At 74.1% G+C, this 21,508-nt stretch carries 21 protein-coding genes, 1 tRNA gene and 2 pseudogenes; 12 read left to right on the top strand and 12 right to left on the bottom strand.

Annotated features, from left to right (window positions below; genetic code table 11):
- Positions 1–8 precede the first annotated feature (8 nt).
- Positions 9–746 carry a DUF6193 family natural product biosynthesis protein gene (locus V6U77_RS30020; protein ID WP_442934398.1) on the top strand — a complete coding sequence of 246 codons (738 nt, stop codon included), beginning with the start codon at positions 9–11 and terminating at the stop codon, positions 744–746.
- Positions 747–819: 73 nt separating this feature from the next.
- On the opposite strand, the pseudogene V6U77_RS30025 reads toward V6U77_RS30020, so the two are convergent.
- Positions 820–1,078 (bottom strand): annotated as a pseudogene (locus tag V6U77_RS30025) (IS701 family transposase); the annotation flags it as partial.
- Positions 1,079–1,125: 47 nt separating this feature from the next.
- Here V6U77_RS30025 and V6U77_RS08245 point away from each other — a divergent pair.
- Positions 1,126–1,364, top strand: a pseudogene (locus V6U77_RS08245) (site-specific integrase); the annotation flags it as partial.
- Positions 1,365–1,428: 64 nt separating this feature from the next.
- On the opposite strand, the gene V6U77_RS08250 reads toward V6U77_RS08245, so the two are convergent.
- Together V6U77_RS08250 and V6U77_RS08255 are read right to left on the bottom strand one after the other, a co-directional pair.
- Positions 1,429–1,500 (bottom strand) — tRNA-Val (locus tag V6U77_RS08250).
- A 104-nt stretch (positions 1,501–1,604) separates the two neighbouring features.
- Entirely contained in the window at positions 1,605–2,150 is a 546-nt protein-coding gene (locus V6U77_RS08255; RefSeq protein ID WP_334605636.1) for a TIGR02611 family protein, read from the bottom strand.
- A gap of 303 nt (positions 2,151–2,453) precedes the next feature.
- Here V6U77_RS08255 and V6U77_RS08260 point away from each other — a divergent pair, with 303 nt between their 5' ends.
- Positions 2,454–2,885, top strand: a complete 432-nt coding sequence (locus tag V6U77_RS08260) for an SsgA family sporulation/cell division regulator (RefSeq protein WP_067311359.1) — start codon at positions 2,454–2,456, stop codon at positions 2,883–2,885.
- A 61-nt stretch (positions 2,886–2,946) separates the two neighbouring features.
- On the opposite strand, the gene V6U77_RS08265 is transcribed toward V6U77_RS08260, so the two are convergent.
- The gene (locus tag V6U77_RS08265) at positions 2,947–3,723 is read right to left on the bottom strand and encodes a glucose 1-dehydrogenase (RefSeq protein WP_334605638.1); all 777 of its coding nucleotides are present in this window, start codon (positions 3,721–3,723) and stop codon (positions 2,947–2,949) included.
- A 289-nt stretch (positions 3,724–4,012) separates the two neighbouring features.
- Here V6U77_RS08265 and V6U77_RS08270 point away from each other — a divergent pair, with 289 nt between their 5' ends.
- Genes V6U77_RS08270 through V6U77_RS08280 form a run of 3 tightly spaced genes read left to right on the top strand, consistent with a single transcriptional unit; the run spans position 4,013 to position 5,890 of the window.
- Entirely contained in the window at positions 4,013–4,915 is a 903-nt protein-coding gene (locus tag V6U77_RS08270) for a helix-turn-helix transcriptional regulator (protein WP_334605639.1), read from the top strand.
- A gap of 7 nt (positions 4,916–4,922) precedes the next feature.
- Entirely contained in the window at positions 4,923–5,378 is a 456-nt protein-coding gene (locus V6U77_RS08275) for an RrF2 family transcriptional regulator (protein WP_334605641.1), read from the top strand.
- A complete protein-coding gene (locus tag V6U77_RS08280; protein ID WP_334605643.1) occupies positions 5,378–5,890 on the top strand; it encodes a GNAT family N-acetyltransferase in 513 nt (170 codons plus the stop codon). Before V6U77_RS08275 ends, V6U77_RS08280 begins: the two co-directional genes overlap by 1 nt.
- Before the next feature lie 27 nt (positions 5,891–5,917).
- On the opposite strand, the gene V6U77_RS08285 is transcribed toward V6U77_RS08280, so the two are convergent.
- The gene (locus V6U77_RS08285; protein WP_334605644.1) at positions 5,918–6,490 is read right to left on the bottom strand and encodes a flavin reductase family protein; all 573 of its coding nucleotides are present in this window, start codon (positions 6,488–6,490) and stop codon (positions 5,918–5,920) included.
- A 329-nt stretch (positions 6,491–6,819) separates the two neighbouring features.
- Between V6U77_RS08285 and V6U77_RS08290 the strand changes: the two genes are divergently transcribed.
- Positions 6,820–6,999 carry a DUF4236 domain-containing protein gene (locus V6U77_RS08290; RefSeq protein WP_007075522.1) on the top strand — a complete coding sequence of 60 codons (180 nt, stop codon included), beginning with the start codon at positions 6,820–6,822 and terminating at the stop codon, positions 6,997–6,999.
- 55 nt (positions 7,000–7,054) lie between these two features.
- Here the strand turns inward: V6U77_RS08290 and V6U77_RS08295 are convergent, their stop codons facing one another.
- The gene (locus V6U77_RS08295) at positions 7,055–7,945 is read right to left on the bottom strand and encodes a hypothetical protein (RefSeq protein ID WP_334605645.1); all 891 of its coding nucleotides are present in this window, start codon (positions 7,943–7,945) and stop codon (positions 7,055–7,057) included.
- A gap of 115 nt (positions 7,946–8,060) precedes the next feature.
- Positions 8,061–8,579, bottom strand: a complete 519-nt coding sequence (locus tag V6U77_RS08300; protein WP_334605646.1) for a VOC family protein — start codon at positions 8,577–8,579, stop codon at positions 8,061–8,063.
- A gap of 50 nt (positions 8,580–8,629) precedes the next feature.
- Here V6U77_RS08300 and V6U77_RS08305 point away from each other — a divergent pair, with 50 nt between their 5' ends.
- The gene (locus V6U77_RS08305; RefSeq protein WP_334605647.1) at positions 8,630–9,091 is read left to right on the top strand and encodes a MarR family winged helix-turn-helix transcriptional regulator; all 462 of its coding nucleotides are present in this window, start codon (positions 8,630–8,632) and stop codon (positions 9,089–9,091) included.
- A 57-nt stretch (positions 9,092–9,148) separates the two neighbouring features.
- A complete protein-coding gene (locus tag V6U77_RS08310) occupies positions 9,149–10,708 on the top strand; it encodes a tetratricopeptide repeat protein (protein WP_334605648.1) in 1,560 nt (519 codons plus the stop codon).
- 141 nt (positions 10,709–10,849) lie between these two features.
- Here V6U77_RS08310 and V6U77_RS08315 read toward each other — a convergent pair whose 3' ends face one another.
- Both V6U77_RS08315 and V6U77_RS08320 read right to left on the bottom strand, forming a co-directional pair.
- Positions 10,850–12,298 carry a sensor histidine kinase gene (locus V6U77_RS08315; protein ID WP_334605756.1) on the bottom strand — a complete coding sequence of 483 codons (1,449 nt, stop codon included), beginning with the start codon at positions 12,296–12,298 and terminating at the stop codon, positions 10,850–10,852.
- 53 nt (positions 12,299–12,351) lie between these two features.
- Positions 12,352–13,008 (bottom strand): response regulator transcription factor, encoded by a 657-nt coding sequence (locus tag V6U77_RS08320; protein ID WP_334605649.1) that lies wholly within the window; start codon positions 13,006–13,008, stop codon positions 12,352–12,354.
- Between the two features lie 93 nt (positions 13,009–13,101).
- Between V6U77_RS08320 and V6U77_RS08325 the strand changes: the two genes are divergently transcribed.
- Together V6U77_RS08325 and V6U77_RS08330 are read left to right on the top strand one after the other, a co-directional pair.
- The gene (locus V6U77_RS08325; protein WP_334605651.1) at positions 13,102–14,223 is read left to right on the top strand and encodes a LolA family protein; all 1,122 of its coding nucleotides are present in this window, start codon (positions 13,102–13,104) and stop codon (positions 14,221–14,223) included.
- Between the two features lie 259 nt (positions 14,224–14,482).
- Entirely contained in the window at positions 14,483–16,702 is a 2,220-nt protein-coding gene (locus V6U77_RS08330; protein WP_442934403.1) for a HelD family protein, read from the top strand.
- Positions 16,703–16,969: 267 nt separating this feature from the next.
- On the opposite strand, the gene V6U77_RS08335 is transcribed toward V6U77_RS08330, so the two are convergent.
- On the bottom strand, positions 16,970–17,377 hold the full coding sequence (locus tag V6U77_RS08335) for a hypothetical protein (RefSeq protein WP_334605654.1): 408 nt from the start codon (positions 17,375–17,377) through the stop codon (positions 16,970–16,972).
- Between the two features lie 385 nt (positions 17,378–17,762).
- Between V6U77_RS08335 and V6U77_RS08340 the strand changes: the two genes are divergently transcribed.
- The gene (locus V6U77_RS08340; RefSeq protein WP_334605656.1) at positions 17,763–18,152 is read left to right on the top strand and encodes a hypothetical protein; all 390 of its coding nucleotides are present in this window, start codon (positions 17,763–17,765) and stop codon (positions 18,150–18,152) included.
- Positions 18,153–18,229: 77 nt separating this feature from the next.
- Here the strand turns inward: V6U77_RS08340 and V6U77_RS08345 are convergent, their stop codons facing one another.
- A complete protein-coding gene (locus V6U77_RS08345) occupies positions 18,230–19,183 on the bottom strand; it encodes a sporulation protein (RefSeq protein ID WP_334605657.1) in 954 nt (317 codons plus the stop codon).
- 298 nt (positions 19,184–19,481) lie between these two features.
- Positions 19,482–21,488 (bottom strand): beta-galactosidase, encoded by a 2,007-nt coding sequence (locus V6U77_RS08355; RefSeq protein ID WP_334605658.1) that lies wholly within the window; start codon positions 21,486–21,488, stop codon positions 19,482–19,484.
- Positions 21,489–21,508 lie beyond the last annotated feature (20 nt).

Here is a 21,508-nt window from a genome sequence, read left to right on the forward strand (position 1 = left end):
GTTTCGTCATGCGAGTCGAGCCAGATCCGGCGAACCTATTCCCTGATGTGGCCGCCCTAGGCAGTCTGGCCACCGCGCTGTGCGCCGTCGGCGAGGCGCGAGGATACGCCCTCGATGTGGTCCAGAATGAGAACGATCGACTGCGGGCCGCCTCGGTACCGACATCGAGGACGGGTCGGGAACCGCTCGCCGTCAACGGTTGGCGACTAGAACGATGTTGGTCGATAAGCGGGTTTGGGTGCGGCGGAGGCACAGAATCGCGGTGGTTGATCTCGGGAGCAACCCAGGACTTGGGCTGGATCGCTGTCGCGGCATACGGATGGCAGAGCGGTCTGCCGCTGGCTGAGATTGAACGATTGACTCCCTTCGTTGAACTCACCGGCCACATCGAGGTACCGGACGACAGCCCGGTCCACGCGATTGCCTCGGAGTGGGCGTACCTCCGCAAGGAGGCTGAGCGGTCCGACTGGATGGAGCACCGAGCCCTCATCGAAGCGGCCTATGCCCGCCGAGAGATGCGGCAGTTGTATGCCTTTACCAGCCACTGGTCTTTGCGACTCGCGGCAGCTCCCGCCAAGTCGAGGCCCGATGACCTGATCTGCTTGGAGGCATCGCGGGGTGGGAGGTTCACCTTGCGCTCGAAATGGAAGGGACCAGTTATTGGCCGGGCCACAACGGCCGAGGAGGCGGTTTCGCTAGCGGTTGCCCACCTTCCAGCTGATACAGGTCTTGAAAGGCTAGGTTGAGTTAGGTTCGAGGGTCAGGCCGGCGTGGGCATGGAAGCTTGTCGAGCAGGTCGGTACTGAATGCGCTTGAGTCGGTTCTTGATGATCGCCTGGAGATGATCGACGCGATCGCCCCGGTGGCCATGCTGCGCCGGGCCAGCAGCCACTGCCCACGGCCGGGCTGCCAGTCGACGCGCACCGGCACCCTGGCCCACCAGTACTCGCGGAGCCGTGGGCCCCGGCGCCGGTGCCGGCGGACAGCCGGCACCACGCGCGGGCAGGCAGGACGCGATGAGTTGGTCGGCGCGGGCGATGCCCATGCCGGTGATGATCATGTCGACGATACGGCGGGTCGTGGCTTGGTCGTCTGACGGATCGACGCGATTGGCCGTCTCTCGTCTACGCAACACGCCCATCACGGGCAAGTCGCACACCACGTCCACGGCGGGTTGACGTCGGCGTCCACGACGCCCGCCGCACCTGCGCCACGCTGCTCGTCGACCTCGACGTCCACCCCAGAGTCGCCATGCAGGGCTGAGGCACGCCCGCTTCTCCGTGACGATGGAGATCTACACCCAGGTATCGACGAAGGCGACCAGAGACGCACTCAAACGCCTCAGTGACTCACTCGGCCGCTGACGGAACTGCTGTACGGCAGCAAAAAGGCCACCTCCCGAAGCCGGGAAGTGGCCTTTGACCTGCGTGGGCGATACTGGGATCGAACCAGTGACCTCTTCGGTGTGAACGAAGCGCTCTCCCGCTGAGCTAATCGCCCTCAGCGCCGATGACTCTACCTGATCGAGGGACCGGACCGGAAATCCGGGGTCCCGCGCGCCGCGCGGCGGTCGGCCGACCCGGCGGACCTCCGGGCCGACCAGGTCAGTGCGTCGCCAGGTACTGCAGCGCCTCGGCGACCACGTCGATGCCGAAGCTGAACTTCAGCGACAGCCAGACCACCGATCCGACGAAGACCAGGCCCACGGAGCCGAGCAGGAACCGCACGGTCAGCGAGCGGTCCTTCACCCACTGCGTCCAGTTGTGCACGTGCCTGCGCGTGAAGCCGAGCAGCCGGCGGGCCCAGTGGAACTCGACGGCCCAGACGCCGAGACCGGCGATCACCAGCAGCCAGCCCGGCCCGGGCAGCGGGATGAGGGCGATGCCGATGGTGACGACCAGCGCGCCGGCGATGGCGATGAAGATCTTGAGGGTGACACGCCCGGTCGGGTTGGCCCGGATCAGGTCGAGGGTGGTGCTCACCCGCTGCCGCCAGCGCGGTCGCTGCCGCCGCTCGGCCAGCGCCGTCCCGCCGGCGCCGCCGTGGTCGGACGCCGACCGGCCAGGCTGGTCGTGCTGCTCGATCGGCACCCCGTACCCCCGCCTTTCGGCCGGCCGGGCCTCGACTTTCGGCGGGCCCGGCGCTGCCATCGGATCCACTGAGGATCGTTTCGTAACCATTTCCACCCCCAGTGTGGCTCGCGCCCGTCACTGCAACGGCCGACTGGACGTTACCGGAGTAAGTCGACGACTGAACCACCCGATGCCGGGCGGGATCACGCACTGGGCAGAACCGGAAATCCTACATGAATCTTCACATTCACGCGGCCTTTCCGACCCCCTTCCCACCACTGGGTGAAGTCAGCGTATGGCGGAGCGTAGCCAGGAGTAGCACCTGAGTATGGGAAAAGCGGGACACGCGCGTTCCGCAGCGGTGCCGGGGGGAGATCGTCCATGAGTGTCATCCGACCGACGACCGTAGAGGTCGAGACGTCGCTAAGGCTCGTCGCACCTGACGCCACCGCCTTGCCGGTGCGTGCCAGTCTGCGTTACGACCCTGCTGATCCGTATGCGGTGCATGTCCTGTTCCACGCCGAATCCGCCGGCGGCGAGGCGGTCAGCTGGTCGTTCGCCCGGGAACTGCTGGTCACCGGCCTCGACGAGCCGGCCGGCATCGGTGACGTGCGGGTCTGGCCCTGGGCCACCCCGCGCGGGGACTTCGTCGCGCTGGCGCTGTCGTCGCCCGACGGCAACGCCCTGTTCGAGGTGCCGCGCAGCGTCCTGGTGCGCTTCCTGCGCCGGACCTACGTCGTCGTTCCGCGCGGTCGCGAGGCCGAGCACCTGGACGTCGACACCGCGGTGAGCCGGCTGCTCGCCGGTCGCTGAACCACCGGCCACTCCGGCCCACCAGGGGGTACGCGCACCATTCTGTCGCCCTTCGCCGGGTTCAGCCGTGGGTGGTGATGCCGCCGTCGACCGGGATCACCGCGCCGGTCAGGTACGCCCCCGCACGCGACGACAGGTAGATCGCCGTGCCGGCCATGTCCTCCGGCCGGCCGATGCGCCCCAGCGGCACCTGCCCCTCGATGGCGGCCCGGGACGCGGGGTCGTCCAGTGCGAACGCCATCATCTTGCTCTCGAACGGTCCCGGTGCGATCGCGTTGACGGTGATCTGCTCGCCGGCGAGCTGGTGGGCCAGGCTGCGGGTGAGCATGTGCACGGCGGCCTTGGTCGCCGAGTACGCGTACACCTCCATCATCGGCACCCGAATGCCGTCGATCGAGCCGATGTTGATCACGCGGGCCGGGTCGTCGGCGCTGGCCGACGCGCGCAGCGCGGGCAGCAGCGCGGTGGTGAGCCGGAAGACGGCCTTCACGTTGACGGCCCAGAGCTTGTCGAACGCGCTCTCCGGGTACGACTCCAGCGGCGCGCCCCAGGTCGCGCCCGCGTTGTTGACCAGGACGTCGAGCCGGTCGAACCGCTCCCGCACGGCGGCGGCCAGGCCCTCGGCGCCGGCGTCGTGACCGAGGTCGGCGGGGATCGCCTCGCAGCGTCCCTCGGCGGAGAGTTCCTTCGCCACGGCCTCGCAGACCTCCGCCTTGCGGGACGAGACGACCACGTGCGCGCCGGCCCGGACGAAGCCCTGGGCGATCATCAGGCCGATCCCCCGCGAGCCGCCGGTGACCAGGACCGTCTTGCCTTCGACCGAGAACAGATCCGTCATGCCCATCCCATCGCGAGTCGGCCGGGGCCGCCGGGACGGGGGCGGCCCGGCCGACTCGGGCCGGCTCCGGCCGTGCCTCGACCGGACGGCGCTACCGCTCGGTAACGTAGCCCGCTCCCGACGACCTCGACAACCCCGTCGGACCGCCCGCCGCGCACCCGCCCGTCCGGCGCGCCGGCCGCCCCACCGCCCCGGCGGACCGCCGGCCGCGGTGCGACCGGCCGCCCGCGTGAGCTGGGGAGCGTCCCCGGGATGCGTCGGTCGTCGCCCCGGGCTACCGTCGCAGACGATGGTCTCTTCCGGTCAGCTCTCCCCCGCTCCGCCCGGCAACGCGGCGACCGCCCCCGCCGAGATCGACACGGTGGCCCTCGGTGACCTCGCCCCCGAGCCGCGCTGGCGGCGCCCGGTGCTGCTGGAGAGGGACCTGCTCGTGCTGACCACGGGCGGTCACGGCACCGCCGAGCTGGATTTCCGTGCCCTGCCCTGCCGCCCCGGCACGCTGCTGCGGGTGCGCGCCGGTCAGGTGCTGCGCTGCGCCGGTCCGCAGCTCGACGCGACCGTGGTGCGCTGGGACCCGTCGGCGCTGCGCGGGCTCGACGTCGACCCGGACGCCGTCGGGTCCTGGCTCCAGCTCGCCGGCGAGGACGAGGACGCGGTGATCAACGAGGTGAGCCAGCTCGCGGTGGACTGCCAACGGCACCGGGGGGTGGCCGCCGCGCGTGGACTGCTCCGCCACCAGCTCGCCGTGCTGCTGCTGCGGCTGTCGCTGCTGCCCCAGCCCGCACACCGGGCGACCCGGGCGGAGGCCGCCACCTTCCACCGGCTCTGTCGCGAGGTCGAGCGCGGCTACCAGCACACCCGCCGCGTCGAGGACTACGCCGCGCGGCTGGGCTGCTCGGTGCGTACGCTCACCCGGGCCTGCCTGGCGGCGACCGGGCGCAGCGCCAAGCAGGTGGTCGACGAGCGGGTGGCCCTGCAGGCGAGCCGGCTGCTGGCGGCCACCGACGAGCCGATCGCCCGGATCGGCCGGCGGCTGGGCTTCTCCGAGCCGACGAACTTCGGCCGGTTCTTCACCCGCGAGGTCGGGGTGAGCCCGGGCGCCTTCCGCGCGGCCCGTGAGCAGCCGGTACCGGGGCGGGTCGTTCGGCCCCGCCCGCCCGCCGACGCGGCCCGTCGGCCCTGCGGGGCATGATGTCGGGGTGCAGATCTCCGCGCGCGGCGACTACGCGGTACGGGCAGCCCTCAGTCTCGCCACCGCGTACCCCCGGCTGCTGTCCACCCAGGCCATCGCGGCGGAGCAGGACATGCCGCGCAAGTTCCTGGAGGCGGTCCTGGCCGACCTGCGGCGGGCCGGCATCGTCCGGGCGCAACGCGGCGCCGAGGGCGGCTACACGCTGGCGCGGCCCCCGCGCGAGGTGACCGTCGGCGCGGTGCTGCGCGCGGTGGAAGGGCCGCTGGCCGGGGTGCGCGGGCTACGCCCGGAGGAGACCAGCTACGAGGGCGCGGCGGAGAACCTGCCGGGGCTCTGGGTCGCGGTGCGGGCCGCCGTGCGACGGGTCGTCGACGAGGTCAGCCTCGCGGAGATAATCAGTGGCCGGCTGCCGGCCCACGTCCGTAGGTTGACGGCGTTGCCGGACGCCTGGGAGCCACGCTGATGCCCACCCCCACCCTGCGCACCGACCGCCTGCTGCTGGAGCCCTACCGGCCGGACGACGCCGAGGACTCCGTCGCCCTGCTCACCGACCCCGAGGTGGGGCGGTTCATGGGCGACGGCCCGCTGAGCGCCGAGGAGGCCGGCGCCCTCTTCGGGCGCGTGTTCACGAAGGTCTACGCCGAGGACCTCTTCGACGTCTGGGCGGTACGCCGCGACGGCCGCTACGTCGGGCACGCCGAGATCAAGCGTACGGAGCAGGTCGACGGCCACGAGATCATCTACGCGCTGGCCAGGCCGGTCTGGGGCGCCGGCCTCGGCACCGAGCTGGCCCGCGCCCTGGTCGGCCACGGCTTCGACACCCTGGGTCTGCCCCGCGTGTACGCCACCGTCGACGAGGCCAACCACGCCTCGCTGGCGCTGCTGGGCAAGCTCGGCTTCGTCCACGAGCGCGACATCGCCGAGGAGGACGGCGGCGTGACCCGGGTGCTCGTCGTCGACCGCGCGCCCGCCTGACACCGTCGCACCGCGCCCTGCGGCCGGTCAGGTCCGCGCCGGCGTACCCGCGGTGGTGTAGCCGCCCCGGTGGTAGACCAGCGGGTCGCCGTCCTCGCCGCCGCCGAGCGCGAGCGGCTCGGCCACGAAGAGGGTGTGGTCGCCGACCGGCACCCGGTGCGCGACCCGGCAGAGCATCCGGACCAGCACCCCGGTCAGCAGCGGCACGCCGAACGGGCCCGTCGTCCACTGCGGACAGGCGGCGAACCGGTCGATACCGCCGGTGGCGAAGACCCGGGCGGTCTCCCGCTGGTGGGCGCCGAGCAGGTGCACGGCGACGTGCTCGGCGCGGGCGAACACCGGCCAGCTCGACGAGGCGGTCCCGAGGCAGAACGAGACCAGCGGCGGGTCCAGCGACACCGACGTGAACGAGGTGGCGGTGAAGCCGGCCCGGACCGGTTCGCCGGAACCGTCCGGGCCGGCCGACCCGCCGGTGCCCGGGGCGACGGTCGTGACGACGGTGACGGTGGCGGCCTGCCGGCGCAGCAGCGCGCGGAACAGGTCCTGGTCCACCGGCAGCAGGTCGGCGGCTTCCGGTCGGGACCACTCCACGGTGGTCACGCCGGGACCCGCGCCGGACGGGCGCCGGTGGCGGTGTGCAGCCCTGCGTCGACGGGCGGGCGAGCCGCGTGGAGAAGATCGTCCCGCTGCGTCATCGCCCCATGTTGCCGCCGGCCGCTCCGATGGTCAATGCCCCTGTCGGGCACGGGACGACGCCGGCGGCACCGTCCCCTGTGCTGGCGGGCCGAGTCGCCCGGCGGACGGCGGACGGACAGGCGTCGCCGTCGGCGCGCGTCGTCCACGCCGGAGGGACGGGGGTTTCCCGATTCGGCGATCCGGGCATGTTCGGGTTCGACAGGGCAGGGAAGGGAATGGAAGGGAGCACGACGATGGGTCTGATGTTCCGCAAGCGCAAGAAGTACGGCCCGATCATCCTGAACTTCACCGAGAACGGTTTCTCCTCCTGGAGCATCAAGATCGGTCGCTGGTCCTGGAACTCCCGCGCCAAGGCGCACCGGGTCGACCTGCCGGGTCCGCTGTCCTGGAAGCAGGACAAGTCCCGGGCGTGAGGTCCGACGTCGAGCGGGGTGCCGGTGGTTCACCGGCACCCCGCTCGGCGTCGGGTCAGCGAACCGGTCCGGCGTCGCGGGCGGAGATGACCACGTCGCCGCCGAGCCGGCCGTGCTCCGGCGCACGGGCCGCCTCTCCCGCGTCGAGCAGCTCGACCAGCGCGCGGGCGGCGTCGGACGACCGGTAGGCGGTCTCGGTGAGGGCGTGCCGGCGCAGCTCGGTGACCGTACGCGGGCCGGAGCGGGTCAACTCGGCCAGCAACTCGTCGCGCAGCGGGCCGGTCTGCGGGGCCGGGACGACGTCGAGCAACCGGCCGACCGGGTCGCGGTAGCGCATCCCGGCGACACCGTCGAGCGTCCAGAGCGCCTCCTTGAACGCCTCCAGGCTCTTGTCCGACCCGGTCGCGAAGGCGAGCAGCCGCGTCGGGGTCCCGTCGAGGGGCGCCAGCTCGACCTCGGTCGTCAGGGGGAACCCGGCGTCGGCGAGGGCGGCGCGCGCGGGGGTGCCGGCGGCGGTGGCGAGCAGCACGTCCGCCGGCTTACCGGCCGCCGCGGCGGTCAGCACGGCGGCACCGGCGGCGTCGTCGTCCACGACGGACAGCAGGGGTGCGCCGGCCGCGCCGGCCGCCTTCACGGCCACCGGCAGCCGGGCCGGGCCACCGGGCACGAGGTGCACGGCGACGCCCGCCGGCAGTTCCGCCTCCACGGCGCCGAGCCGGGCCGGCAGCTCCTCGCCGCCGTCGGCGAGGACCAGCACGGTGAGTTGGCGACCCCGCAGCCGGTCGGCGTGGCGGGCGACCACGCGCAGGGCCGCCTCCGCGCAGCCGCCGTCGCCGCCGGCGTACGCCAGGGCGAGAGTGGCCCGCCGGGCGCGGTGCAGCGCTCCCGGCAGCCAGGTCTCCAGGTGTCGGACGAGCAGCTCGCGCAGGACGGCGTCGGTCGGCATGCTGTCGTTCTACCGCACGCCCGCCCCCGGCCGGGCACAGCTCCCCCCGACCGGGCCCGGCGTCGGGGCGCCCGGTCGGCAGCGGGCGGGGCCTCGTCGGCTCCCGCAGCGGGGGTCAGGCCGGGACGGAGACGCCCACGCCGCCACGGGTCTGACCGCCGTAGCGCCGCCGTTCGGCGGCCAGGTCGAGCCGGCCGATCCGCTTGCGGGCGGCCAGGGTGGCGTCGTCGAGCCGGTCGGCGGGCACCAGCCAGACGATCTCGAACTCCAGCCCGTCCGGGTCCTGGCCGTAGAGGCTCTTGGTGGTGCCGTGGTCGGACGTGCCGACCAGGGCGCCGGCGGCGGCGAGCCGCTGCGCGGTGGCCTCCAGCTCGTCGAGGGTGTCGACCTCCCAGGCCAGGTGGTAGAGGCCGACGGTGCCGCGGCCTGCGGTGGAGCGGCCGGCGGCGGCGACCTCGAACAGGCCCAGGTCGTGGTCGTTCGTGGAGCCGGGCGCCTGGAGGAAGGCGGCGCCCCGGAAGCCGTCGGGGGTCATCGGGATCGGCCGGAAGCCCAGCACGTCGCGGTAGAAGTCGACGCTGCGGGCGAGGTCGCTGACGTAGAGCACGGCGTGGTTGAGGCGGTGGATTCCCATGCCACCGACGGTAGCGCGATTTTGTTGAACGTTCAACTAGATGTCGTATGATGACCGTCATGACCCGCTGGCTGGACCCCGACGAGCAGCGCACCTGGCGCGCGTACCTGACCGCCTCCCGGGCGCTGACGGAGGCACTGGACCGGGAGCTGCAACGCGATGCCGGCATGCCGCACGCCTACTACGAGATCCTGGTCCGACTCTCCGAGGCGCCCCGGCGGCGACTGCGGATGAGCGACCTGGCCGAGGCCAGCGGCTCCTCGCGCAGCCGGCTCTCGCACGCGGTGGCCCGGCTGGAGGCGGCCGGCTGGGTCCGCCGCGAGGAGTGCCCCACCGACCGGCGCGGGCAGATCGCCGTCCTCACCGAAGAGGGGTTCGCCACCCTCGCCGCCGCCGCACCCGGCCACGTCGAGGGCGTCCGCCGGCACCTGTTCGACGCGCTGAGCCCGGCCCAGGTGGACCAGTTGCGCCGGATCAGCGAGACGCTCGCCGCCCACTTGACCGGTTCTTGACCAACACACTCCCGCTCGGGTCTTGTACTTACCGTCGTCTGGTGAGCACGATGGGGCGTGCCTTACGGCTTCGGTGATCTGACTGACCAGGCGCACCACCTGGTCTCCGCCGGCGATCTCGCCGGTGCCCAACGGCTGCTCGCCGACGCGCTGACCGACGCCGACCCGCGTCCGGCCAACGCCACGCCCGAGCTGGCCGAGGCCGCCAGCCTCCAGGCCCGCGTGCTGGTCGCCCTCGGCGAGCCACACTCGGCCCGGGGCTGGGCCGCGTTCGCGTACGCGGCCTCGACCCGGTTGCACGGGCGCTCCGACCAGCGCACCGTGGCCACCGCGGCCACCCTCGCGGCGGTGCTGCACCGGGTCGGCAGCTGGTCGCGCGCCGCCCGGCTCTACCAGGAAGTGATCATCGAGCTGACCGCGCTCGACGGGCCGGAGTCGCTGCGGGTGCTCGCCGCCCACGCCGACCTGGCCACGGTGGAATACGCGCGCGGCCAGTGCCAGGTGGCCCGCGACCGGTTGCAGGACGCCTGGGAGCTGCACCGCGAGGTCTACGGCGACGGGCACCCCAGCGGCATCAAGATGCTGGCGAGGCTCGGGGCGATGCAGCGCGACTGCGGGCAGTTCGCCGAGGCGCACGACAACCTGGCGCTGGCCCGGGAGCTGTGCCGACAGCACCTGCCGGCGGACGATCCGCTGGCCGCGCAGGTGGCGACCCTGGCCCGGGCGGCTGCCGATCCGGACCACGTCTGCGCCGACACCGCGCCCGTCGGCCGGGACGGACCGGTCGTGCCGTCCGCGCGTACGCCACCGCCGGGCGACGGACCCTCGACGGCTCACCATCCCTCACAGCCGGGTTACCGCCCGACGGATCCCGACCCGTACGCCGGGCCGGCGCACCCGGTGCCGACGCCCCGGCAGTCCACGGAGGACCCGCCGCCCGGCTGGTGGCCCCCGGATGCCGACGCCGTGGGCGGGCCGGCGGACAGCGCCGTGCCGCCGGCCGTCGTGCCCCTGGCCGGTGCCACGGAGGAGGCCGACGGGGTCCGCCGGCTCCGGCAGCCCGACGCGCCGGAGGAGCCCTACCAACCGTCGCGGCTGCTGCCGGTGCCGGTGCACCGCGCGCCGACGCGGCGCGGCAACCGGCTGCTGCCGCTCGCCGTCGGTGGCGTCGCGGTGGTCCTGCTGGGCACGGCCGCGGTGATCACCGGGGTGGCCGGCATGGACGGTGCCCCCGACCCGGCGCCCCCTGCCGCGACCGGCGCGCCGGCCTCCACGCCGGCCGGCGGGTCGACCGGCACGGGTGCCCCGCCCACCACCGGCCCGACGAGCGGGGCCGCGGCCTCCCCCGGCAGCCCGCCGGGCTCGGTGACGCTGCGGGACAACCGCGACAACGTGGTGCTGCGCTGGACGTACCCGGCCGGCGGGGAGGGGCCGGTGGTCATCTCGGGCGGCCGGGTCGGCCAGACGCAGACGGCCTTCGCCAACCTGCCCGCCGGCACCACCGCCTTCGTCGTCTACGGCCTCAACCGCAGCACCGACTACTGCTTCACGGTCGCGGTCGTGTGGTCGACCGACACGATCGCCCGCGCGCAGCAGGTCTGCACCCGCCGCAGCTGACGAACCCGTGGCGGATCCCGCCGGTGCGACGTGCATCGCGGGCGCGCCGGGCGGCCGGGGCAGAACCGGACGCCGCGGGCCGGCGCCGGCTGCAGCACGCCGGCGCCGGGCCGGGCCTGGCTCCCGGGGTGCCGCCGTCCGTCAGGGTCGCTCCGACCCGGGCAGGGCCGGCAGCAGCAGCCGTACCCGCAGGCCCGGGCCCGCGGCCCGGCCGGGGTGGGCGTCGGTCAGGTCGATTCCGCCGCCGGCCCGGCGGACCAGCTCACGCACGATGGCCAGGCCGAGGCCGGCCCCGCCGTCGTCGCGCGCCCGGGCGTCGTCGAGCCGGGTGAACCGGCCGAAGACCCGCTCCCGGTCCGCGGCCGGAATCCCCGGCCCGTCGTCGGTCACCGTCACCAGGTGGTACGCCACGGCACCGTCACCGCCCGCCCCCCGGCCGGCCGGCCCACCGTCCCCCGTACCCCGGCCCGGCCCGCCGCCTCCCGCTGCCAGGCTGGCGTCGCCGCCCTCGACGGGGGGACCGGCGGCCAGCACCACCTCGCCGTGGGCGTGCCGGACCGCGTTGTCGACCAGGTTGGTCAGGATCCGCCGCAGCTCGTCGGCGTCCCCCTCGGTCCACAGCGGCGCCACCGGCACGTCGAGGCGCACCGGCGGCGACGGGTACCGGGCGGCCACCGCCGCCAGCAGGGCCCCCAGCTCGACCGGCCCGGTGGCCCGCGCCGCCGGCCGCTCGTCCAGCCGGGCCAGCAGCAGCAGGTCGTCGACGAGCCGACCGAGCCGCTCGGTGTCGGTGAGCAGGTTCGCCGACACCGCCGCCCAGTCCGTCCGCTCGGCCAGCCGCCGGGCGACCTCCAGCTCGGTACGGATGTTCGTCAGCGGGCTGCGCAGCTCGTGCGCGGCGTCGGCGACGAACGCCCGTTGCCGGTCGCGGGCCGACTCGAGCCGGCCCAGCATCCCGTTGAGGGTGACCGCCAGCCGGTGGATCTCGTCCTGCGACGCCGGTACGGGCAGCCGCCCGCCCCCGTCCCGCCCGGTGATCTCCTCGGCTCCCCGGCGCAGCGCCTCGACGGGGCGCAGCGTCGCGCCGACGACCCGCCAGGCCACGGCGGCGAGCACCGCGACCAGCAGCGGGAAGCTCACCAGCAGGATGGTCCGCACCACCCGCGCGCTCTGCCGCACGTCCGCCAGCGACCGGGCCACCAGCACCGTGCGGGGGTCGGCGGCGGTGCCCGCCGGCACGGCCACCACGCGCACCGGCCCGGCCAGGCCGACCCGCTCCCCCGACACCGTGAGCCGCTGCCGGGCGCCCGCGTCGAGGTCCCGCGGCGACACCATGGGCACCAGCCGGTCGGCGTCGATCGAGGCGGCCCGTACCCGGCCGGCGGCGTCGATCACCTGCACCCGGACCTGTCCCCCGGCCACCGGCAGCGGGTCGGGCAGGACCTCCTCGGCGGCGAGCAGCGCGACCGCGTCGGCGGTCCGGAACGCCTCGGTGTCCACGGCGCGTTGCAGGGCCCAGCCCAGCACGGCGAGCAGGACGAGCCCGCCGACGGCCAGTCCCCCCGACACGCCGAGCACCCCGACGGCCATCAGCCGCCCGCGCAGTCCGCGCGCGGCACGCAGGCGCCCGCGCACCCCCCGCGTCACGGGGCGAGCCGGTAGCCGGCGCCCCGGACCGTCTCCAGCCGCTCCCGGCCGATCTTGCGCCGCAGGTACCCGACGTAGACCTCGACCGCGTTGGGCGCCGTCTCGACGCCGGCGTCCCAGACGTGGTCCAGCAGCTCGATCTTGGAGACCACCTCGCCGGGGCGGCGCATCAGGTAGTCGAGCAGCGCGAACTCGCGGCTGGTCAGCGCGACCTCGGCGTCGGCCCGGGTCACCCGCCGCCGGGCCGGGTCGAGCCGCAGGTCGCCGACCGCGAGCACCGTCGGGCGTTCGGGGGCGCCCCGGCGCAACAGGGCCCGCAGCCGGGCCAGCAGCACGACGTACGAGAAGGGCTTCGTGAGGTAGTCGTCGGCGCCGCAGTCCAGCCCGTCGGCCTGGTCGTACTCGCCGTCCTTGGCCGAGAGCATGAGCACCGGCAGCCAGTGCTCCTCGGCGCGCAGCCGGCGCACCAGCTCGTAGCCGGAGAGGCCGGGCAGCATCACGTCCAGGATCATCGCGTCGTACCCGCCGTGGCGGGCCGCGTCGAGCCCCTTCGGGCCGGTCGCCGCCACGTCCACCGCGAATCCCTCGGCCTGCAGGCCCCGTTGCAGGGCGGACGCCAGCCGCGACTCGTCCTCCACCACCAGCAACCGCACGCCTCAAGGGTGCCACCCCGACGCGGGGTCCCACGGTCGTCCTCAGCGCCCTCACAGCGTGCAGGAGGCAGGATGTCCGGCAGGAGGTGTCCCATGTCCGTTTTGAAGAGCCGTCCCGTCCTGCGCTGGCTGGTCCCGGTGACCGCCGTCGCGACCGTCATCGGCGGCGGCGCCGCGCTCGGCACGTTCGCCGCCCAGGCCGAGCCCAGCCTGCCGCCACGTACCGCCGCCCAACTCCTGGTCGACCTGCAGACCTCGCGGCTGGAGGGGCTCTCCGGCACGGTCGTGCAACGCGCCGACCTGGGCCTGCCGCCGCTGGCCGGCCTGGTGGGCGGCGACGGCCTGACCGGCCTGCTGACCGGCACGCACACGCTGCGGGTCTGGCACTCCGGCCCCGACCGGCAGCGCGTCGCGCTGGTCGACACGCTCGGCGAGCACGACGTCGTCCGCAACGGCCGGGACGTGTGGGCCTGGAACAGCCGCGCCAACACCGCCACCCACCGCACGCTGCCCGAGGGCGCGGCCGGGGCCGAGACCCCGCAGCTGCCGGTCACCCCCGGGGAGGCGGCCGACCGGGCCCTGGCGGCGATCGGCCCCAGCACCGAGGTGAGCGTCGGCCGGTCCGCCACGGTCGCCGGCCGTGACGCGTACGAGCTGGTGCTCGCCCCGCGCGACGCCGCCTCGCTGGTGCACCAGGTGCGCATCGCCATCGACGCGCGGCAGCACGTGCCGCTGCGCTTCGAGGTCTTCGCCGACGGCAGCGACAAGCCGGCCTTCGAGATGGCCTTCACCCAGGTGTCGTACGCCCGGCCCGACGCCGACCAGTTCACCTTCAACCCGCCGCCCGGGGTGAAGGTGACCGAGGAGACCGCCGGCAGGCAGCCCGCCGACGAGCACGGGAAGCGGCGCGCGGACGGCGGGCGGCCGGACGTGCGTACCGTCGGCGAGAGCTGGGCCACGGTGGTGGTCGCGCGGCTCGACGGCGCGCCCGACAAGGCCGCGGCCACCCCCGGGCGGCCCGGCGCGGGGTCGGCCGGCGACGGACCGACCGACGGCCCGGCGGCGCTGCTCGGCGCGCTGCCGAAGGTCAGCGGCGACTGGGGCAGCGGCCGGCTGCTGACGGGGAAGCTGTTCAGCGTGCTGCTCACCGACGACGGCCGGCTGATCGCCGGTGCGGTGACGCCGGAGCGGCTCTACGAGGTCGCCCGGGGCTGAGGACCGGCAGTCCGGGGGCCCGCCACACGGCGGGCCCCCGCTGTCTGCGCGGCGCCGCCCGTGGCGTTGCCCGATGTGGTTGGTCGAGAAGCCCGGCGCACGGTATCTTTCTCAATTCAGGCAACAAAAAAGAACGGCTCTCGAAAGCCGTTCCGAGAGAGATGCTAACCCAATGGGAGAGGGCTTGTCAAGGCATTCCGCCGATTCCACCGAATCGCAGTCCGACGACGAGATCGGCCGCGAACAGGAATACGTCTCGATGCTCTATCGCCGGCTGGACGAGCTGCGCGAGCAGGCCGCCGACCGGCTGACCGACGAGCTGCGGGCGACCGGTGGCACCCAGCAGGCCCGCTCCCAGCGCGACAGCACCGTGCGGATGTACGCCGACCAGGTCGAACAGTTCTCCGCGGTGGAGAGCGGCCTCTGCTTCGGCCGGCTCGACACCGACACCGGCGGCCCCCACTACATCGGCCGGATCGGGATCTTCGACACTCGTGGCGACTACGACCCGCTGCTGATGGACTGGCGTGCCCCGGCGGCGCGCGCCTTCTACCTCGCCACCGCGGCCAACTCGCAGGGCGTACGCCGCCGCCGGCACCTGCGCACCCGGGACCGCAAGGTGGTCGCGCTCAACGACGAGGTGCTGGACCTGTCCACCGCCTCCCCCACCGCGCACGAGGAACTGACCGGCGAGGCGTCGCTGCTCGCGGCGCTCAACGCCGGGCGCACCGGCCGGATGCGCGACATCGTCGAGACCATCCAGGCCGAACAGGACCGGATCATCCGCGCCGACCTGCCGGGCGTGCTGGTGGTGCAGGGTGGCCCCGGCACCGGCAAGACCGCCGTCGCGCTGCACCGCGCCGCGTACCTGCTCTACACCCACCGGGAGCAGCTCTCCACCCGGGGCGTGCTCATGGTCGGCCCGAACGCCACGTTCCTGCGCTACATCTCCCAGGTGCTGCCGGCGCTGGCCGAGACGGGCGTGCTGCTGCGCACGCAGGGCGACCTCTTCCCGGGCGTCAGCGCCCGCCGCGCCGAACCCCCCGCGACCGCGGCGCTCAAGGGCCGGGCGGTGATGGTCGAGGTGCTGGCCGCCGCCGTGCGGGACCGGCAGTGGGTGCCCGACGAGCCGCTGGAGATCGAGCTGCCGCAGCAGGAGGTGCTGCGGCTCGACCCGGAGACCGTCCGGGCCGCCCGGGACCGGGCCCGCCGCTCCGGGCGCCCGCACAACCTGGCGCGGGCCCTCTTCGACGTCGAGATCGTCCACGCCCTCGCGGCCCAGGTCGCCGAGCGGATCGGCGCGGACCCGCTGGGCGGGGAGAACCTGCTCGACGAGGCCGACGTGGCCGAGATCCGCCGCGAACTGCGCGAGGAGCCCGAGGTGCGGGCCGTGCTGGACGAGTTCTGGCCGGTGCTCACCCCGCAGCGCCTGCTCGCCGACCTGTACGCCAGCACCGAACGGATCGCGGTCGCCGCGTCGATGCTCACCGACGCCGAGCGGGCCGTGCTGCACCGCGAGCCGGGCGGCTGGACGCCGGCCGACGTGCCGCTGCTCGACGAGGCGGCCGAGCTGCTCGGCGAGGACGAGCGGGCCGCCGCCGCCCGCCGGGAACGGATCCGGGCCCTGCAACGGGAGTACGCCGAGGGCGTGCTGGAGATCGCCCGGGGCTCCCGCTCCATCGACGTGGAGGACGAGGCCGACGGCGGTGAGATCCTCGGCGTCACCGACCTGCTCGACGCCGACCGGCTGCTGGAACGGCAGGAGGAGGCGGACCGGCTGACCACCGCCCAGCGGGCCGCCGCCGACCGGCGCTGGGCGTTCGGGCACGTCATCGTCGACGAGGCGCAGGAGCTCTCGCCCATGGCCTGGCGACTGCTGATGCGCCGCTGCCCGAGCCGATCGATGACCATCGTCGGCGACGTGGCGCAGACCGGCGCGCTGGCCGGCACCCCGTCCTGGGCCGACGCGCTGGAGCCGTACGTGGCGCAGCGCTGGCGGCTGGAGGAGCTGACCGTCAGCTACCGCACCCCGGCGGAGGTCATGGCGGTCGCCGCCGAGGTGCTCGCCGAGATCGATCCGGCACTGCGCCCGCCCCGCTCCGTACGCTCCAGCGGGGTGCCGCCGTGGGACCGCGCGGTGCCGCCGGAGCGCCTGGCGGCGGAACTGGTGGCCGCCACCGCGCGGGAGGCGACCGACCTGGACGACGGCCGACTCGGCGTGATCGTGCCGACCGGCCGGGTCGACGAGCTGGGCGCCGCGCTCACCGCCGCCCTGCCCGAGGCGGCCGTCGGCGAGGACCCGGAGCTGGAGAGCCGCGTGGTGGTGCTCACCGTCGGCCAGGCCAAGGGCCTCGAATTCGACTCGGTCCTCCTGGTCGACCCCGGCCGCATCGTGGCGGAGTCGCCCCGCGGGCGCAGCGACCTCTACGTCGCCCTCACCCGCGCCACCCAGCGCCTCGGCATCCTCCGCCCCACCTGACCCACCAACCCCACCCACCTTCCCCCGCCTCCCCACCCGCCCCCCGACCCCCGCGGCCCCCGGGCACCGGGCACTGGGCACTGGGCACTGGGCACTGGGCACTGGGCACTGGGCACTGGGCACTGGGCACCGGTGATCATGAGGTTGACGGCGGTGTTGATCTCTACAACCGCCGCCAACCTCATGATCGACCCGGTGGGTCGGGCCGGGAGGGAGCGGGGTGGGAGGGGGCGGGGTGGGCCGGGTAGGGCGTGGCCGGGTGGGCGGTCAGTCCGGGGTGAAGTCGCCGACCTGGCTGGCGGGGCCGGATTGGTCGCTGGTGGAGCCGCCCGCCGGGGTGCTCATGCCGCCGGTGGTGGCGTCGCCCGTGGTGGTCGGGGCCACCTTGCCCCGGTGCTGCTCGGGCTGGCGCGCCACCCGGCGCGCGCTGGCCGGACCGGCGGTGCCGCCGGTCGTGGTGACCGCCCCCTGCCCGCGAGTCGGTCCGCCGTCGCGCAGCACCTCGGGGTCGATCGGTACGTGGGCGGGGTCGTCCGGGTCCTCGTCCTGGATGACCCGCTGCACGTCGGTGCGGGGCACGGTCACCTCGTCGAGGGCGCCCTCGCCGTACACGCCGCCGGCGATCCGGTCCTCGGCCTGCCGGGCGGCTTCCTGTCGCATGTCGTCCTCACGCACGTCCATCACCTCGCAGAAGTGTCGGTACGAATTGCGTGCCCGACGACTGGCCCGGCAAACCCGCCCCGACGCGCCACCCCAAGCCCCACGCCGCCGTCGATCATGCAGTCGTGGTGCCGGTCAGATACCCGTTCAGGCGTTTTGTCCCCCAACCACAACTGCATGATCGACGCCGGCCTACCGGGGCCGGGGAGGGCTGGGGGGTGGGGCGGAGGGGTGAGGGTGGGGTGGGCGGACTATCCGGGGAGCCGTGGGGGTTACTGGTCCCGGCGGGTCGGGTAGACGGCGGGTGCCCCCGCCAAGCACGCGAACCGTGCCGTGGCCGACACGCGGTAGCGGGGCGAGGGAACGCAGGTACGACTCATCGCATCCTGAGGAGGACAAGATGAGCACGCAGGCTGCTTCCACCAGGCCCATGAACCGGCCGACGCAGGACGCGCCCAACCGGGCGATGCAGGACAGGGCGATGCAGGAGACGCCCACCCGTCCCATGCCGATGATGCACGACGGGCACCGGGAGGCCATGCAGGCGCCCGGGACGGAGACCAAGCCGTCGCTGCGGACGACCGAGTTCTGGGTCTACATCGCGGCCGTGATCGGCGTGCTGGCCGCCTCGCAGCTCGTCGGGCGGAACTCGGCCGGGGTGGACATCTTCCGGGCCGACAACGCCTGGTTCATGATCACGCTGCTGACCATCGGATACCTCGGTAGCCGTGGTCTGGCCAAGGCCGGCAGCAACTGGCGCAGCGGTGAGGAGCGCAAGGCCCGGCACTGACGGGCACCGCGCAACCGCACCACGGCACGCGGTGGCCCCCGGGACTTCAGTCCCGGGGGCCACCGTCGCGTGTGGTCCTACTCCTCGAAGCCGCCGAAGTCCTCGCCGTCGCCCTCGAAGGCGTCGCCGATCATGTCACCGACGATCATGCCCCCGACGGCTCCCATCGCGGCGCCGGCCACGACGCCGCCCATGCCGACGCCCCGACCGTGGCCGTGGCCGTGGCCGCCGAACCCGTGCGCGCCGCGCAGGCTGCCGTAGCGCGACGTCGTCTCCCGCAGCCAGCCGTCGACCACCTGGACCCAGTCCGTCCCGTCGGCGTCGGTGTGCGAGACGCGGTAGTGACCGAAGACGTCGTGCCCGGCGGTGAGGAACCCGCCGCGCTTGTCGCACTCCAGGATCACCTCGACCCCGTGCGGGCTGGTGACGAAGGTCAGTTCCACCTCGTTGATGGTGCCCGCGTACTGGGGCGAGGCGAAGAACTCGATCTCCTGGTAGAACGGCAGCGTCTGCTGCGTGCCCCGGATGTGGCCGCGCTCCAGGTCGGCGTGCTTGAAGCGGAAGCCGAGCCGCTGAAACGCCTCCAGGATCCGCTCGTGCACCGGCAGCGGGTGCACGTTGACCTGGTCCAGGTCGCCCTTGTCCACGGCCCGGGCGATGGCCAGCTCGGTGCGCAGCCCCATCGTCATGCCGCGCAGCCGCTGGCCGTAGACGTCGGTGATCGGGGTCTCCCACGGCATCGGGAGCTGGAACGGGATGGCGAGCTGCTGCTTCGCGGCGAGCTGGAGCGGGCCGCTGACCGGCAGCCGGTGGAACTCCATGACGCCGGCGTACTCGGTGTCGTGGCCCTCGATCTCGACCCGGGTGACCAGGCCGACGACGACCTGCTCGATGTTGGCCGGCGCGTCGCCGCCGAGCAGGTTCACCTGGCCCTCGAGGGTCAGGCCGGGCCGGGTGTTCGGGTTGGTCAGGACGGTGTCGACGCTCGGCCCGCCCACGCCGAACGCGCTCAACATCTTCTTGAAGACCATCGGAACTCCCGCGCAGAGACACCGCGCTCCACCATGGAGCGGGTCGTTGAACTTCCCGGGACCCTAACCGGAGGTGCTGTGAAGTGCCTGTGAAGGCGCGCCGGCACCGCCGGTGGGGTCTGGGCGGGCGCACCGGGTCGCGGAGAGCGCGACGGCCATGCCGGGCTCGACCAGCAGACGCCGAACCGGCTCGCCAGCCGGCTGACCCGCACGCCGCCGTGCACGTGGACCAGTTCGAGGATCGCGGCCTGCCGCTGCGGCGCCAGCATCGGCGACGTCTCCCTTCGGGCCGGCACCGTCAGGGCGTCGGGGCCGCGTCGGGGGGCGGGCCCTCGCGGACCACGGCCACCTCACCGGCCGGCACGACCAGGTCACCGGCGCAGGGCGCGCCGGTCAGCAGTTCCACGCCGGTGACGTCGAGCCGGGCGTCGGCGTCGGTGTGGTTGATGACGAAGAGCCAGCTACGGTCGCCGGCGCGCCGCCGGACCACCTCCACCTCGGCGGGGGCGCCGGCCGCCGGGCGTACGCCCGATTCGGCCACCAGCCGGGCGACCAGCCGGTCCGTCGCCGCCGCGTCCAGCCGGGTGCCGACGTACCAGGCCGCGCCCGCGCCGACCGGGTGCCTGGTCAGCGCCGGCACGCCCGGCAGGGGCCCGTCGGCGTACGCGGCGAGCACCTGCGCGCCCTCGGGGTGCAGCCACTCCGTCCACACGTCGGCGACGCCACCGTCGTCGAGGGTGACCCGCTCGCCCGCCCGCAGCGGGAAGAACTCCTCGACGCGGACGCCCAGCAGCTCCCGGAACGCCCCGGGGTAGCCGCCGAGGCGGACGTGGTCGTGCTCGTCGACGATGCCGCTGAAGTAGGTGACCAGGGCGGTGCCGCCAGCCTCGACGTACGCGCGCAGCGCCGCGGCGTGCGCGTCGCGCACCAGGTAGAGGGTCGGCACCAGCACCAGCCGGTAGCGGGACAGGTCGGTCGACGGGTGCACGACGTCGGCGGTGATCCCGGCCCGCCACAGCGCGTCGTGCAGCGCGGCGAGGCGGTCGGCGTACGCGACGTCGACGCTCGGGTGCGAGTCCAGCTCGGCACCCCACCACGCCTCGTAGTCGAACAGGATCGCCACCTCGGCCTCGACCCGGCTGCCGCGCACCTCCGCGAGGGCCCGTAGGTCGGTGCCGAGGCGGCACACCTCGCGGAACACCTTGGTCTCGACGCCGGCGTGCGGGACCAGGGCCGAGTGGTACTTCTCCGCCCCGGCCCGGGAGGCCCGCCACTGGAAGAAGAGCACCCCGTCCGCGCCCCGCGCCACGTGTGCCAGGCTGTTGCGGCGCAGCTGCCCGGGGACCTTGGCGACGTTGCGCGGCTGCCAGTTCACCGCGCTGGTCGAGTGCTCCATCAGCAGCCACGGCGCGCCGCCGGCGACGCCCCGGGTGTGGTCGGCCGCGAGAGCGAGGTCGACGTGGGCGCGCGGGTCGGCGGCGGTGAGGTAGTGGTCGTTGGCGACCAGGTCCACGTCGGACGCCCAGGAGTGGTAGTCGAGGTACTTGTTGCTGATCATGAAGTTCGTGGTGACCGGCTGGCGCACGAGCCGGCGCAGCACCTCGGCCTCGGCGCGCAGCTGGGCGCGCTGTTCGTCGGAGGAGAAGCGCAGGAAGTCCAGCTGCTGGGTGGGGTTGGCGAAGGTCGGCGCCGTGCGCGGCGGGTTGATCTCGGCCCAGTCGCCGTAGCGCTGGCTCCAGAAGGCGGTGCCCCAGGCGTCGTTGAGCCCGTCCAGGTCGCCGTGGCGCTCGCGCAGCCAGCCGCGGAACGCCTCGGCGCTGACGTCGCAGTAGCAGTGCACGTTGTGGCAGCCCAGCTCGTTGGAGACGTGCCACATCACCACGGCGGGGTGCGCGGCGTACCGGGTGGCGAGGGCCTCGACCAGGGCCAGCGACCGCTCGCGGAACACCGGGGAGCTGGGGCAGTACGCCTGCCGTCCGCCGGGCCAGAGGATCGCGCCGTCGGCGCGGCGGGGCAGCGTCTCCGGGTGCCGGTGGGCCAGCCACGGGGGCGGGCTGGCGGTGGCGGTGGCCAGGTCGACTGAGATCCCGCCACCGTGCAGCACGTCGAGCACCCGGTCCAGCCAGCCGAACTCGTACGTGCCGGGGGCGGGTTCCAGCAGCGCCCAGGAGAAGATCCCCACCGACACCAGGTTCACCCCGGCCCGGCGCATCAGCGCGACGTCCTCGGCCCACGTCGACTCCGGCCACTGCTCGGGGTTGTAGTCGGCGCCGAAGAAGATTCGCTCACCCTGCCATTGCCGCATGAACGCAGAGCGTGCCCGGC

The sequence above is a fragment of the Micromonospora sp. CPCC 205546 genome (genome assembly GCF_036902715.1).
Lineage (GTDB): Bacteria > Actinomycetota > Actinomycetes > Mycobacteriales > Micromonosporaceae > Micromonospora.